10 protein-coding genes and 2 pseudogenes are annotated in these 15,732 nt (G+C 34.0%); 5 read left to right on the top strand and 7 right to left on the bottom strand.

Going from position 1 to position 15,732, the window contains the following annotated elements:
- Positions 1–17: 17 nt before the first annotated feature.
- Together AC4CU2_RS03685 and AC4CU2_RS03690 are read left to right on the top strand one after the other, a co-directional pair.
- Positions 18–4,580: pseudogene (locus AC4CU2_RS03685) on the top strand (RHS repeat-associated core domain-containing protein); the annotation flags it as partial.
- Between the two features lie 114 nt (positions 4,581–4,694).
- Positions 4,695–5,006 (top strand): annotated as a pseudogene (locus AC4CU2_RS03690) (hypothetical protein); the annotation flags it as partial.
- Here the strand turns inward: AC4CU2_RS03690 and AC4CU2_RS03695 are convergent.
- Both AC4CU2_RS03695 and AC4CU2_RS03700 read right to left on the bottom strand, forming a co-directional pair.
- Positions 4,997–6,013 carry an IS30-like element ISAba125 family transposase gene (locus AC4CU2_RS03695; protein ID WP_490768282.1) on the bottom strand — a complete coding sequence of 339 codons (1,017 nt, stop codon included), beginning with the start codon at positions 6,011–6,013 and terminating at the stop codon, positions 4,997–4,999. The pseudogene AC4CU2_RS03690 and the gene AC4CU2_RS03695 overlap by 10 nt on opposite strands.
- Positions 6,006–7,031, bottom strand: coding sequence for an IS30-like element ISAba125 family transposase (locus AC4CU2_RS03700; RefSeq protein ID WP_490768283.1), 1,026 nt, complete (start codon positions 7,029–7,031; stop codon positions 6,006–6,008). The genes AC4CU2_RS03695 and AC4CU2_RS03700 overlap by 8 nt, the downstream gene beginning before the upstream one ends.
- Before the next feature lie 213 nt (positions 7,032–7,244).
- Between AC4CU2_RS03700 and AC4CU2_RS03705 the strand changes: the two genes are divergently transcribed.
- The 3 genes from AC4CU2_RS03705 (at position 7,245) to AC4CU2_RS03715 (ending at position 9,265) form a co-directional block, all read left to right on the top strand.
- Positions 7,245–7,691, top strand: coding sequence for a hypothetical protein (locus AC4CU2_RS03705; protein WP_490768284.1), 447 nt, complete (start codon positions 7,245–7,247; stop codon positions 7,689–7,691).
- Between the two features lie 9 nt (positions 7,692–7,700).
- Positions 7,701–7,976, top strand: a complete 276-nt coding sequence (locus AC4CU2_RS03710) for a hypothetical protein (RefSeq protein ID WP_126037639.1) — start codon at positions 7,701–7,703, stop codon at positions 7,974–7,976.
- Positions 7,977–8,332: 356 nt separating this feature from the next.
- Complete coding sequence (locus AC4CU2_RS03715; RefSeq protein WP_081405714.1) at positions 8,333–9,265, top strand: IS5 family transposase; 933 nt, start codon at positions 8,333–8,335, stop codon at positions 9,263–9,265.
- A 738-nt stretch (positions 9,266–10,003) separates the two neighbouring features.
- On the opposite strand, the gene AC4CU2_RS03720 is transcribed toward AC4CU2_RS03715, so the two are convergent.
- The 5 genes from AC4CU2_RS03720 to AC4CU2_RS03740 form a co-directional block, all read right to left on the bottom strand.
- Positions 10,004–10,312, bottom strand: a complete 309-nt coding sequence (locus AC4CU2_RS03720; RefSeq protein ID WP_490768285.1) for a P-loop NTPase family protein — start codon at positions 10,310–10,312, stop codon at positions 10,004–10,006.
- On the bottom strand, positions 10,309–12,366 hold the full coding sequence (locus tag AC4CU2_RS03725; RefSeq protein WP_490768286.1) for an AAA family ATPase: 2,058 nt from the start codon (positions 12,364–12,366) through the stop codon (positions 10,309–10,311). The genes AC4CU2_RS03720 and AC4CU2_RS03725 overlap by 4 nt, the downstream gene beginning before the upstream one ends.
- Positions 12,367–12,734: 368 nt before the next feature.
- Positions 12,735–13,760, bottom strand: coding sequence for an IS30-like element ISAba125 family transposase (locus AC4CU2_RS03730; protein ID WP_490768283.1), 1,026 nt, complete (start codon positions 13,758–13,760; stop codon positions 12,735–12,737).
- A 37-nt stretch (positions 13,761–13,797) separates the two neighbouring features.
- Positions 13,798–14,166 carry an ABC-three component system middle component 1 gene (locus tag AC4CU2_RS03735; RefSeq protein ID WP_490768287.1) on the bottom strand — a complete coding sequence of 123 codons (369 nt, stop codon included), beginning with the start codon at positions 14,164–14,166 and terminating at the stop codon, positions 13,798–13,800.
- Entirely contained in the window at positions 14,163–15,596 is a 1,434-nt protein-coding gene (locus AC4CU2_RS03740; RefSeq protein ID WP_490768288.1) for an ABC-three component system protein, read from the bottom strand. Before AC4CU2_RS03740 ends, AC4CU2_RS03735 begins: the two co-directional genes overlap by 4 nt.
- Positions 15,597–15,732: the final 136 nt, after the last annotated feature.

Consider the following 15,732-nt stretch of genomic DNA (forward strand, 5'->3'; position numbering starts at 1 on the left):
AATTGAGAATTAGAAGAATGGCTAATCCACCAAAAACAGCGCAGAAACAACAAACGAAAGTAAGTACGAGAAGTAATACTGGAAAAGCAGCAGTTGCACCAATTAATACAATTAAAATGGCAGATGTGAATGCTGGGACAAAAAAAATTAATCAATGGCTAAAGCAAAATACAGGGGGTGTTGTTGATTTAGATACTCTTAAAAATGTTGCAGGAAGCTTACCAGTAATAGGAAATATTATTTCATTAACAGATGCTGTTTATGATGTCATTGAAATTACGAAGAAGCCAAATCCAGGATTCCCCGATTGGCTAAACCTAGGAATTGATTTAGTTGGAGTGATTCCTTTACCTCCCGGGATGGCCGCAGCTCGCACAGCGCTTAGACCAGCATTGAAAACACTGAAATCCAAAAATTTAACTAAACAAATACCTGATGTAATTATTGAATTATTAACTAATCATGTTAATGAACGTGTAGCAGGGGAGCTGGATAAATTTGCAGATAAGGCGCAGCCTTTAGTTAAAAAGACAGTGAATGATTGTGGTGGAAAAGCTAAAGAGCTTGGCAATAATTTTGCTGATGGTATGAGCAAAATTTTAACTGGAAAAGTTTTTAATTCAAAGAGTGACATTAAAAATGCAAAAGCCAGTTTATCTAAAGCTAGTGACAATATTTTTCGTGATACTGGAAAAGCATTTTCACATGGTGTTTCTTTCTTAGCGAGTGGTCTTTCTGCTGTTGGAAAAGAGTATGGAAATTTAGGAGCTGGTACTGCAACCTATTTCATAGGATCAGATACAAAAGCCTTGATTAACAAGCAAATTGGAGTTTTCAGAAAATTTAGTAATACTGTACCGTCAAAATTAGCGCCTTTAGCCGATCCAAATACAGCTATGAGTTTTTCTTGGTTATTACAAAAACTTTCGATAGCTGCAAAAAACTTTAAACTGAAGAAGGCAAAAAAGACGGTTGCAATTAAACCGAATCAAACTTCACAGAAAGATAAAAAAAGGCCAAGTGGGGAATTGGAAACTATTCAAAATCAGAAGGGTGCCAATAACAATCCGAATGATAGTTGTCCACTAAATACAACTGGTGTAAATGGAAGTAAAACCAAGCCAGTGACTAAAACTAAAAGAAGTATCAGTTATGCTTTAGGAACTGAATTCTTAACTCATGTAGATGCATATGAATTTGCTTTGTCTAGCTTTGTCCTCTCTAGGACCTACGCTTCAAATTTGTATCAACTGGATGATGGTGAGTTTGGAGCGCGTTGGTTTACGCCATTTATGTCGCGCATTATTAATCAAACAGAATATATAGAAGAAACTGAACAGAAAGAAGGACATATCCGTCAATTAAAAGGGTTGCAGTATATTGGGGCAGATGCGCGCCCAATTGCTTTAGCTGATATTAATGTTGGGGAAAGTATTCATGATCAACAGGAAGGATTTTATTACAGTGTGATTTCTGAAAATGTACAAATGATTTCATTTGGTACAGATGAGAAGCACATCTTTGAAAAATATAATGATGAATACCGATTATCAATAATTGAGTATAAAAATGGAATGACGGCAGCAGTTCGTTATGACCATAAGATCAATAATAAGTCTTATATTTCAGATATTTTAATTAAACATAAATCCCAATTGTTGCTACACATCGCATTTAGCATAAATAGTCAAGGTAAGGTTGAAGATGTTTGGGCAATTGAAAAGGGAGAATTAAAACGTCCACTAGCAAGCTATAACTACAATGACAAAGGCGATTTAATTGAAGCCATTACTGAAAATGGCGCAAGTTATTATTACCAATATCATCATCATCTTATAATACGTTATACCGATCTTACAGGTCGCGGTATGAATTTAGAATACGATGGCATTGCACCGACTTCTAAGGCATATCATGAATGGGCAGATGATGGTAGCTCTGAGGTTCGCTTAGAGTGGGATGAGAATATTCGTCTTACCTATGTTATTGATGCATATGGTAATGAAACAGAATATTACTATGATATTGATGGTTATACCTACCGTATTGTTTATCCTGATGGGCTGGAAGAATGGTATTTCAGAGATGAATGTAGTCGTGTAGTTAGACATATTGATACTGACGCAGCTGTCAATGAATATGAATTTGATGAGAATGGTAACTTAACCACAATTATTCAACCTGATGGGGCGACCATCCACTATGACTATGATGATCAGGATCAACTCATTGGTATGGTAGATGCTGAACAAGGTCGTTGGTTTAAAGAATATGATGGTTCAGGAAACATAATAAAAGAAATTGATCCGTTAAAAAGAGAAACAAAGTACAACTACAATGCTATGGGTCTTCCTATACAAATCACAGATGCGAAAGGTGGAAGCAAACAATTAAAATATGATGACCAAGGAAACTTAATCAGTTATACCGACTGTTCAGGTAAAGAAACAAAATGGGAGTATGACCTCAGAGGGCGAGTGACTTCAGTCGAGAATGCTTTAAAAAATAAAGTTGAATATTTTTATAGTGATTTTACGGCTGAAAAAAGAGAACCTCTTGAACAAGGTTTACCATTAAACTCGTTTGGTCAATTAGAAAAGATTAAATATAGCGATGTATTAGAAGAACATTTTATTCATGATGCCGAAGGCCGACTGTTGGTTTATATCGATCCAACTGGGAAAAAAACACGTTATGATTATGACCCAGCAGGTTTAATTTCTTATCGTATTGACCCTCTGGGGTATAAGATCAAATATGAGTGGGATAAGTTAAGCCGACTCAAACGATTAATCAATGAAAATGGTGCAGCCTTTGAATTCTTTTATGATGTAGCTGGCCGCTTAATCAAAGAAATTGATTTTGATGGTAAAGAAACCCTGTATGAATATGATGAGACAAATGGTCAACTTCAAACCAGTATCGAAGTTGCTATGCTTCAAGGGCAAAACTTGTCTGGAAAGCTGGCACCAAAAGATCGTATTCAGCACTTCGTTATGGATAGTATGGGGCGACTTGAACAACGTACTTCTGGTTTTGGATACAAAGGTCAAAATGAATTAGAAGAACAGCAGTTAGAAGAGTTTGCCTATAACAGTCATGGCCAAATTTTATTGGCAAAAAATGCTGAGAGTAAGGTTGAGTGGTTCTACGATGTTGTGGGTAATTTAGTTCGAGAGCACATTCAAGACAATAAAACTCATATGACAGCGGTGTGGAAACATGGCTACGATGAAATCAATGACCGTATTAAAACGATACGCCCAGATGGACAAGATATTGATTGGTTGACTTATGGAACGGGTCATGTCCATAGCTTAATTTTAAATGGCCAAGATATTGTTAGCTTCGAACGCGATGATTTGCATCGCGAAATTGCACGACATTATGCAAACGGTTTAAGCCAATTTGAACACTTTGATGAACAAGGACGGTTGAGTCAGCAACAAATCGTACAAGGCCATGAAAGTGGCTATGCAAATGCACAATTGCAACAAGAACAAAATGCTGTTCAAGACACTACAAGTCTATTATCACGTGTCTATCGTTATGATAAATCTGGTCAGCTTGCTCAAATTCAGGACAGCCGTCGTGGTGATATTCATTATAAATATGATCCACTTGGACGTTTACTTGAAGCAACGTAGAAATTATGTAAAGAAAAATTTAGTTTTGACCCTGCGAGTAATTTAATAGATCGACATCTGGAACAGCAAAATCAAATTCACGAACGTACAATAGATGAAAACCAGTATGGCTATTTGAAATTGGTCAATAATGTTGTTCGTCAATATTTAGATCAACAATATCAATATGATGCTTATGGACAGTTGACTGCTCAAAAATCAAATCAAGGGGATTTAAACTTATCTTGGGATGTTTTAGGACGTTTGGTTCGAAGTCGTAATACTGAATATACGGCTGAATATCGTTACGATGCGATGGGGCGACGTTTAGCAAAAAGAAGTAAGCACCATCATACAGGTCAAGAGCTGGATTTTGTTTATGGATGGGATGGTGATACGTTAGCATATGAGTCAAATGAGTCATATACCAAGCATTATATTTATGAAAAAGACAGCTTTATTCCCTTAATTCAAGCTGTTTATCAAACGCCTATACAGGTGCATACAACACCTGTTTGGGATGATAAATATAGTTTTACTCGTGATTTACTTTGGAAGAAGACTCAGAGTAGTCAAGGCTTTGATGATGTTTGGTTCTATCACTGTGACCATTTGGGGACTCCACAAGAGATGAGTGATCTTAGTGGTCAGTTCATTTGGAAGGCACAATATAAAGCTTGGGGTGAATGTAAAGCAGAGAAAGTGAAATCAAACTTCTTTGAAAATAGTGAAATCATTTCAAATAATATTCGCTTCCAAGGGCAGTATTTTGATGAAGAAACAAGGCTTCATTATAACCGTCATCGTTACTACTCGCCTTACGTAGGGCGCTTTATTTCTAAAGATCCAATTGGGCTTTTAGGTGGGCATAATGTTTATGCTTATGCGCCGAATCCTATTGATTGGGTTGATCCGAGAGGCTTAACGAAAAGAACAAGTAATAAAGCTAGGGGAAATGGCGGGAGGAAAAAGCAGCCTTGTCCTGATCCATGTAAAAATAGTAAGGCAGCACTTTTAGCAAAGGCTTATCAGACACCCAAAGAGGGCGAAAAATCTATATACAATAAACAAGATGATTGGGAAGTAGTATATATAGCTAAACATACTCAACTTTATGCCTTATCACCACACGGTAATAGTACTCCAAACTTTTTTGTACAAAAAAGTCAGATAAATAAATTTCCAACGGCAGCAGCATATAATGATGCTGTTCAAGTTGCTCATAAAGGTAATTTTAAAGGTGTAGATCGATCAATGAGAACGGAAATGCATAAATTTGTAACAACAAAAGGTCTATGTGTGGCTAAATCTAAGGCCTTAGCTAATTCTCATATTTCAGCTGGTGGAGCAGTTCAATTTTATGGGCGAATTCAAACATGAGGTGCGACAGTTTCAAAAGCCTTATGATAATCAACAAGCTGAGCAAATTTCTCTAATGGTGTAAGCCAATCTAACGCTTTTCTAGGGCGAGTATTCAGTGACATGGCAACTTGATTTAAATAATGCTGATCTGCCTGGTTTAAATCAATCCCTTTAGGTAAATATTGCCTAATTAAACCATTCATATTTTCGCATGTGCCTTTCTGCCATGGCGAATGTGGGTCACAGAAATATACATCTATGCCTAAATCTTCTTCGAGGATTTTATGTTCTGACATCTCACGTCCACGGTCATAGGTCAATGTTTTACGCAGTTCTGCGGGTAAATATTTCAGAGCTTCAGTTAAAGCCTTGCGCACTGATTCTGCCTTTGCATCAGGTAATGTTGCCAAGATACAGAGCCGTGTTTTTCGTTCAATAAGTGTTGCTATCGAACTTTTATTGTCTTTACCTTTAATTAAATCGGCTTCCCAATGACCCGGTATTTTTCTTTCTTGAACTTCGGTTGGGCGCTCATGAATAGTTTTAATATCCTGTAATATAGAATCTTTTTTAGGTTCACCGTTAGCTTTTCGCTTTTTATTTTCATGTCGCAGACAGGATAGTAAGTCTTTTTTCAGCTCACCCTTTGGTAATGCTCGTATCGTTGAATAAATCGTTGTATGGCTTACATTCATTGTTTGATCCAAATCAGGAAATCTCTTTAAACGCTTTGCTATTTGCTGAGGAGACCATAAACAACGGATCGCTTCAACAATAAATTTCCAGAGGATTGAATCGATTTTGAGTTTTATGTGACCACGTCTACGTCTAGCGAAGGTGTTATCAGAAGCATATTGAGCTTGATAAACGTCATTGATGCTATTTCTTTTAAGCTCACGATAGATCGTACTAGGATGTCTTTTAATGAGTTCAGCAAATTTTCTGGCTGAAAAGCCTTCTTTTCTTGACTCAAGCATTAATGCAGTACGATCTTCAAAGTTAAGATGATGGGCGAATTCAAACATGAGGTGCGACAGTTTCAAAAGCCTTATGATAATCAACAAGCTGAGCAAATTTCTCTAATGGTGTAAGCCAATCTAACGCTTTTCTAGGGCGAGTATTCAGTGACATGGCAACTTGATTTAAATAATGCTGATCTGCCTGGTTTAAATCAATCCCTTTAGGTAAATATTGCCTAATTAAACCATTCATATTTTCGCATGTGCCTTTCTGCCATGGCGAATGTGGGTCACAGAAATATACATCTATGCCTAAATCTTCTTCGAGGATTTTATGTTCTGACATCTCACGTCCACGGTCATAGGTCAATGTTTTACGCAGTTCTGCGGGTAAATATTTCAGAGCTTCAGTTAAAGCCTTGCGCACTGATTCTGCCTTTGCATCAGGTAATGTTGCCAAGATACAGAGCCGTGTTTTTCGTTCAATAAGTGTTGCTATCGAACTTTTATTGTCTTTACCTTTAATTAAATCGGCTTCCCAATGACCCGGTATTTTTCTTTCTTGAACTTCGGTTGGGCGCTCATGAATAGTTTTAATATCCTGTAATATAGAATCTTTTTTAGGTTCACCGTTAGCTTTTCGCTTTTTATTTTCATGTCGCAGACAGGATAGTAAGTCTTTTTTCAGCTCACCCTTTGGTAATGCTCGTATCGTTGAATAAATCGTTGTATGGCTTACATTCATTGTTTGATCCAAATCAGGAAATCTCTTTAAACGCTTTGCTATTTGCTGAGGAGACCATAAACAACGGATCGCTTCAACAATAAATTTCCAGAGGATTGAATCGATTTTGAGTTTTATGTGACCACGTCTACGTCTAGCGAAGGTGTTATCAGAAGCATATTGAGCTTGATAAACGTCATTGATGCTATTTCTTTTAAGCTCACGATAGATCGTACTAGGATGTCTTTTAATGAGTTCAGCAAATTTTCTGGCTGAAAAGCCTTCTTTTCTTGACTCAAGCATTAATGCAGTACGATCTTCAAAGTTAAGATGATGGTATGACAATTTTATATACTCCATAAACTCTTTAAATTAATTAGGTGGTTTATGTCGCACTTCAAGTTTTACTCTGCCATGGTATGACAATTTTATATACTCCATAAACTCTTTAAATTAATTAGGTGGTTTATGTCGCACTTCAAGTTTTACTCTGCCATGTTACGAATGAAGATAAAGGAAAGATAAGAAGTACTCCTACTTATTTGAATTTAAAATAATTTAAAAGGAATTTTTATGTATCCATTAAGTTTTAATAGTAATACTGGTGAAGTTTATGTATGTGAGAATTTTATTGAATATAAGCTGAGTAGTTTTTTTTGCGAAGATGATGAGATTAATAATCTAAATAGTCTATCCGATGATTCATTTATTGATTTTGATGATGAGAAAGTTTTTTTATTTAATGTTGTTTTTATAGGTGAAATATTTAACTTAAGTATGATTTATAATGAGAAGAAACTAAGATTAATTAATTTCAAACTTGTATATGAATCTTATGATGAATTTGATTTAAAGATGAATGGTCTTGTGGGTTATTTTGATAAAACACAATTTTTGAATAAAAAAGTAGATGATGTAAAACCATATACAGAATATTTTTATAATTGGGGCGTCGTTTCGGTATATAGTGATCTATCTCTAAATATATATTTTTCAGTAAGATGGCGGGAAGAGTGTTGAGAAATTGCAGTGAAAAGTAAGGAAATACATATTTGTGAATGCTTGGAGAAGATCCTCGTTAAGGAGTTGGATTTAGGAAATTCTATTAGATCTTATAATGAAGCGCCTGAATGGCCCAAGAAAGATAGTAGATTCATTTTTTTAAATAAAAAACTTTCCTTAAAATCATTGGTTGATATACCTTTATGGGTTTTTGTAAGTATTAATAATGACATGCATTATACTTGGTACGATGAAATATATTGTGATAAACATCATGATTTATTGGCAGCTGGTGATATGTGATTTTGAATAAAAAGCATTTTTGCACTGTGCAAAAAATGAAAGTATAAAAGTACGCTACACTGGGAGTCTAGAGATTATCGTTACTTAATATTTGTTTCCAGTATTTATAATCAAAGAGTTACGATAATTTTTTTCTAATAGAAAAAGGCTGCAAATAGCAGCCTTTTTATTTTTTCATCTATGACAACATATGTGTCACGTGATCGTTAAATGACAGATAATGTGAGATTTATTTGATTAAATAAATCAATTATTTATTAGTTTTTTTGACATTCAATCTTAACGAGGTTTTGACACATAAGGGCTTTGTTGCACAAACCTATCTGTAAAGGGTTTTTCAGCGATATAATTTTCAAATGAAGAAGCCTACACACAAAATCTACCGCACAACCAATTGGCCCGCATATAACCGAGCACTCATGAGTCGCGGAAATATTGCCATTTGGTTTGATCCTGCTACGCAATGGTATGCGCCATCAAAAGGCAAACAAGGGCGAAATCAAACCTACTCCGACGCAGCCATCCAATGCTGCTTAATGATTAAATCCTTATTCCGTCTGTCTTTACGTATGGTCACTGGCTTTGTGCAAAGTCTGATTAAACTTTGCGGATTAAATTGGATAGCTCCAGATTACACCACGCTTTGTAGAAGACAAAAGCATATTGATATTGTAATCAGCTACCAAAAAAGTAGCGATGGGCTGCATCTACTCATGGACTCTACAGGCATGAAGTTTCTAGGTGAGGGCGAATGGAAACGCAAGAAACATGGACCTGAATATCGTCGCCAATGGCGTAAACTTCATATTGGTATAGATGCTAAAACCCTACAAATACGAGCAGTTCAGCTTACAACCAATAATGTCAGTGATTCACAGGTGCTTGGTGATTTACTTAATCAGATTCCACAAGATGAGCGGATTGACTCTGTTTATACCGATGGAGCTTATGACACCAAGCAATGCCGTCAGGTCATTGCAGATCGGCAAGGGCATGCGGTGATTCCACCTAGAAAAAATGCGAAACCATGGAAAGATACAAAGAGTAGCTCGCTAGAGCGAAATGAATTACTTCGAACAATTAAACGTTTAGGCAGGACACTATGGAAAAAATGGTCAGGCTATCATCGGCGAAGTTTGGTTGAAACTAAGATGCATTGCATCAAATTATTAGGAGATAAACTCAGTGCAAGGAGTTTTGATAGCCAAGTGAATGAGATCCATGCACGTGTAGCAGTCCTTAACAGATTTACGGAATTAGGTCGACCACTTACCCAAGTTACGCCTTAAATTTGGCTCAATTAGGGGCGCTTTGCATTTCAAATCTTTGTGCAACAAAGCCTAATTGGGGCGTCGTTTCGGTATATAGTGATCTATCTCTAAATATATATTTTTCAGTAAGATGGCGGGAAGAGTGTTGAGGAACTGCAATGAAAAGTAAGGAAATACATATTTGTGAATGCTTGGAGAAGATCCTCGTCAAGGAGTTGGGTTTAGGGAATTTTATTAGATCTTATAATGAAATGCTTGAATAGCCCAAGAAAGATAGTAGGTTCATTTTTTAAATAATAACTTGCCACAAAATCATTGGTCGATATACCTTTACAGGTCTTTGTAAGCATTAATAATGAAATATATTGTGATAAACATCATGATTTATTGGCTGCTGGTGATATGTGATTTTGAATAAAAAGCATTTTTGCACTGTGCAAAAAAATTAAAGTACAAAAGTACGCTACTTTGGAAATTTAGAGATGACCATCAAGAATATTTGTTTTCAATAAGTATGATCAAAGAATTACGATAATTTGTTTCTAATAGAAAAAGGCTGTAAATAGCAGCCTTTTCTATGACGACATATGTGTCGCCTTACGCGTCGTCATGCGACACATAAGTTGTCATTTTGAGCTTATTAAGTTCAATAACTTAGGTTATGTTACGACACATAATGACAATTACTAGCGACACAACATATGTCATTTTTTGAATAAAACGACACAACCTGTGTCAATTTCTAAAATTCATATATTAGTTGTATACATAGTTATTACTTAACACGTGTTCTTTTCTTTGCATTAAGTTAACCGATTTTACATTTTTACTGTATTTTAAAAATTTGTAAGTAAAGTACCTAGCCACTTTATCTTCATGTGTAGATAGAATTATTTGCTTGTTACTAAAGTCGTTACGTAGAACTTCTACTAATGAAGACATATTTATATCATCCATTGTCTGTACAGGATCATCGATAAGAATTGTAGAAAATTTTGTAGAGTAAACTCGGTGTAGCGCTAAAGTTAAAGAAATTACAACAGCAGATATTTGTCCTGAACTCATGGAATTAATATGTCATGATCACTTTCCCAATTAGAAACTAAACGTACATTCTTAAGTTCATCATCACCTGTTGGATCTTTGATAAATATTCCATGCCCAAGACCAGCTTGATGAGTTTGTAAAATTTTTCCTGAATATATATAAAAAGGAATTTCAATTTCTGTTATTAATTTTTTTCTATATTGTCTAATTTTAGTTTTAATAGATGTAATTAGGCGATCAACATCGATTAAAGCTTTATCTAGTAGATCAAATTTTTGGCTAAGTGTAGAAAGTTGCTTATAAATTTCTGTTAAAGAATTTAAATATAAGCTTTGAAGATAGTTTTCTTTTTGATCAAAAATAAGAGTTTGTGCTTGGGCCAATTGATCCTGAGAATTGTTGAAATATTCTCTATAAAATCTATCGAATTCATTGGATTCGTTAGCTTCCAAGTAGCCTTCAGGAATTCTTCCAATTGCGGTGTGAATTCTTACGCATAGTTGATCTGTAGCCTCATTTATGTGAGCTGTTCCACTTGGAGTTGGAAAGGTATTAACTATTAAATCATAGCATCCAATTTTTTCGGTAAGTAACCATTTATGAATTCTATCTAAAAGATCTTTATTGGTGAGAGCTTTCGTTAAAGATTGCAAGTTCTCATGTGAAATAGCTGTATTTTGATCCTGATAAATTTGACAGGCTTTAATAAGTGGTCGAAGATGAAAATCATTAAAAGTGTTTCTAATGTTGACTAAAATTTTATCTTTATCAGATAGTTCTGATTGTAATATAAGTTTATGTTTAGCTATAGCATGAGCTAAAGAATCATGATCTAGATAGTCATGGCCACAAAGTATGCATTTAGACTCATCTGGTATATTTTTTATATTTGAAGAAATTTCATCATGATATTTGATGAGTTCAGTATAAATAGAATTTAAGCCGTTAGTTTTTGTTTCTTCAACAATTAATGCTTGAAGCGAATTTTCAAAAGAATGATGATCCTCAAGACCTAAAGTTTTATAAATAGCTTCAAGGTTTAATGATGATTGAATTGATTTAAGATCACCGCTACCTAAAATGTTATAGGTATTCTTAATTAGTTGGTTAGTTTTGTCCTGATTAAGATAAAAATCATATTGCTCAAGAGATTTGTAATATCCTAGATAGAGTGAAAGATATTCGCGTTGTTGGATAGCAGTTTCAAAACTTCGATTTCTAATATAAAATTTTTGAAACTTAATAAAATTTTTAATACTGCTAATTTCATCTAACGCAATATTTAGTTTATCTTTCGTAAAATCTGAAATAGAAGGTAAATCCCAAAATGGAGACTTATTGCTCTTTATTAATTCGGGGAAAGCATATGAATGTTGTTGAAAGTTTTCTATTGTGTTGTTTGAATCGTTATCAATTTTGTATATATCCTTGATATTTTGAATTTCAGCCTTAATTGTTTTTTTTGCAAGCGTTATTTTTTTTTGAATATTTATTAGTTTGTTGAGCTTTTCATCAGCGTCTAAGGTGTTTCCAAAAAGCTGGGCTAACTCTTCAGCTCTTCTTGCTTCATTCTTTGTTTTAAGGAATTGAGATGTTTCCTCTTGTTGTACATAATGAAAAAGTAAAAAGTCTCTAGCGAAATCTTTACTATCAAAATATTGTTCTAATTTACTTTGAGATGAAGTGATTGATTTTTCATCTATTATTTCATGTAATTCCCATAATTCTGTAAATTTGGATATCTTTTTTAAAGCATTAGGAGGATTATTTTTAAGTTTTCGTTGAAAAATTTTGACATTTGAATTTTCATCAATGAATTCAATTGTAATCTCAATATTTTCATTTCCTTTATGTGCAACAACGATATCAGTAGGAATTTGGCGGTTTTCGACAGAAATTAAACGAGAAATATTTCCAGTTAGAGCTAATTCAATTGCATCGAATACAGAAGTTTTTCCATAACCGTTTGGCCCATCTAAAAGTATAAGATTGTTCTGCCCAAAATTTATTATGTATGGTTCATTGCCAAATATTTTAAAATTTTTGAATGTGACCTTTTTTAAATGAATCATGTTAAGTTCCCCCATATTTTCTCGACTTTCTGATAAATATTACTTTCGGTCCACTCCACATCCGATTCGATTATTTTTTTATAAATCATAGCATCTTGTTTACTAAAAGATTTTTCAATCTCTAAACTTAGATTGATTAACTCTTTTTGAGATGGAGAGTACCTAATAAATGGTAGCTTTAAGGCTATTTTTAGGATGAGGGAATAGTAATTTTGGACAGTTTGATGAGTACTCTTGAAAGCTGTAAAACTTTGTCCATTTTTTTCATTAATAATTTCACTTATAACAAAATTTGAAATTTCATGAACGTTATTAATTTTTAGAAATTTTTCTAAGTCAATGAGTTCATTATTCGAATAAGGGCGAATTCAAACATGAGGTGCGACAGTTTCAAAAGCCTTATGATAATCAACAAGCTGAGCAAATTTCTCTAATGGTGTAAGCCAATCTAACGCTTTTCTAGGGCGAGTATTCAGTGACATGGCAACTTGATTTAAATAATGCTGATCTGCCTGGTTTAAATCAATCCCTTTAGGTAAATATTGCCTAATTAAACCATTCATATTTTCGCATGTGCCTTTCTGCCATGGCGAATGTGGGTCACAGAAATATACATCTATGCCTAAATCTTCTTCGAGGATTTTATGTTCTGACATCTCACGTCCACGGTCATAGGTCAATGTTTTACGCAGTTCTGCGGGTAAATATTTCAGAGCTTCAGTTAAAGCCTTGCGCACTGATTCTGCCTTTGCATCAGGTAATGTTGCCAAGATACAGAGCCGTGTTTTTCGTTCAATAAGTGTTGCTATCGAACTTTTATTGTCTTTACCTTTAATTAAATCGGCTTCCCAATGACCCGGTATTTTTCTTTCTTGAACTTCGGTTGGGCGCTCATGAATAGTTTTAATATCCTGTAATATAGAATCTTTTTTAGGTTCACCGTTAGCTTTTCGCTTTTTATTTTCATGTCGCAGACAGGATAGTAAGTCTTTTTTCAGCTCACCCTTTGGTAATGCTCGTATCGTTGAATAAATCGTTGTATGGCTTACATTCATTGTTTGATCCAAATCAGGAAATCTCTTTAAACGCTTTGCTATTTGCTGAGGAGACCATAAACAACGGATCGCTTCAACAATAAATTTCCAGAGGATTGAATCGATTTTGAGTTTTATGTGACCACGTCTACGTCTAGCGAAGGTGTTATCAGAAGCATATTGAGCTTGATAAACGTCATTGATGCTATTTCTTTTAAGCTCACGATAGATCGTACTAGGATGTCTTTTAATGAGTTCAGCAAATTTTCTGGCTGAAAAGCCTTCTTTTCTTGACTCAAGCATTAATGCAGTACGATCTTCAAAGTTAAGATGATGGTATGACAATTTTATATACTCCATAAACTCTTTAAATTAATTAGGTGGTTTATGTCGCACTTCAAGTTTTACTCTGCCAAGTGATGACATTTTTTTTAAAATTATAAGCATCTTCTTCAATTAAAAATATAGTTTCTCTTTGTATTAAGGAATCCTCATGACAGATCAACATAGTGCAATTTTTTATGAAATAAGGTTCAACTTTACCTGAGTTTTTTATAGCTTCAAATAAATCTTCAGCTCTATCCTCAAGTAATTCTATTGCAGAATCATTGGATTGCTCATTTAATTGGATAGTAATAAAGTATTCTTCTTTTTGAGAGTTAGAGATTGGGCTAAAAAGAAATACATTTTGTCTTTTATCTGTTAATTCAATATCAACTAATTGGTATCCATTGCTTGAAATAATGTTATTAATAATTGAAATCATTTAGCTAATTGATCCTTTGCATCAGTTAATGGAATAAGATTAATGATGGGAAGAACCTCATTCCTTTTGGGTCTTTGATCAACATCTTGTGAAATAGGGGCTTCAGTGTGCATCGAAGCTGCAGGTGATATTGGATGTATGATATTGCCGTTGTAAATAAGATTTTCTACTTCATACAAAATTTCAATCATGTTTGGGTTTGAAGTAATTTGTCTTTCAATTTGTGTAACCTTTCGAAAGGAATTCGTAATAGTAGTTGGTAGATAGTGTTGATATGGTGGAAGGGTGTTACGATAAATTAACTTAAATTTTAATGGGTTATGAATTGCTAAATTAAAATCAATTTCGTGAAAAATACGTATAAGCATATGGCGAATTCCGTCATTATTGCTTTCAAATGCATCATCAATATTCTTATTAAAAAGATTAATTTGTGGAGAGAAATTACGATAATGTTCCCAAAGCTGATATGGAGTAAGGCTTAATAATATTTTACGTATTTCTTGTAAATTACATACTTTCCCAAATTCTGGTGACTGGTATTCTTCATCTGGATCTTCCATATAATGGTCAATATGGAAGAAAAATCGCTCCTTAAATTTGTGAGCTATATACTCTTTACTCACATCTTCATGATCTACAGTAACAGCGTCAATTATTTCAGTAAATTTTATAGGAAATTTTTTTGAGTTTTGTTTATTCTTATGGCGATCAATAATATACCTATCCATAATTCCTAAAAAGTACAGAAATGCTTTATTTAATTGGCTCGTTGTTACAGGAATATTTCTTTGGGAAAAACAAATTGATAGCTCTGATTTAATCTTTGCATTGACATCGCTAAGATCACAAAATGAATTTCCGTCATCATATTCATATGCAGAAATTCTAGATAAAGCATCATTTGTCCCACTTAGAATAGATTGTAACTGTAAGGCTAACTCTTCATCTGACTTATCTGTAAATGCATTTCTAATAATAGACGTAGTTTTGCAGGTTTTTTTTGCATTAGATGCAGCTTTGTGAAGAATCGAATTTTGATCAGTTGCAGCATGATATTCATCTAAAATTTTCTGGATATCATCTGAAATTGATGATCGAAGGTCGGTACAATCAGATTTAAAGTTTATGACCTTCCATGTGTGAATTTTTCCAATCACATTTGGATTTTTTGAAATTTCTAAAGTTATTTCCAAAAGAGCATCTGAATATTTACTATAGCTACTTTTTTCATATGCTTTTACTTGATGAAAGGAAGTAGATACTTCATCAATAATTATTTCAAAATCTTCATTATCTTCTAGCATTAAGCTGTAACCTGAGAAGTCTTTCTCAATCAATTCTGAATTGATACATTTCAAAGCATAGAACAGGGCAACCTTGCCTTGATAGTTGAAGCCACTCCAAGATGGTGATGCGTCAAAAGACATTTTTTTCCCTCAAAAAATTTATAAATCTATAGAGAAGTTATGAACTAGACTGATTTAACTATAGACTATTTTTAATATTATGATATTAATGGTTTTTTAACATTTTTTAGGTTAACTTTCTACTAGTTATTAAAAA

The organism is Acinetobacter sp. 797_lipA (assembly GCF_058243025.1).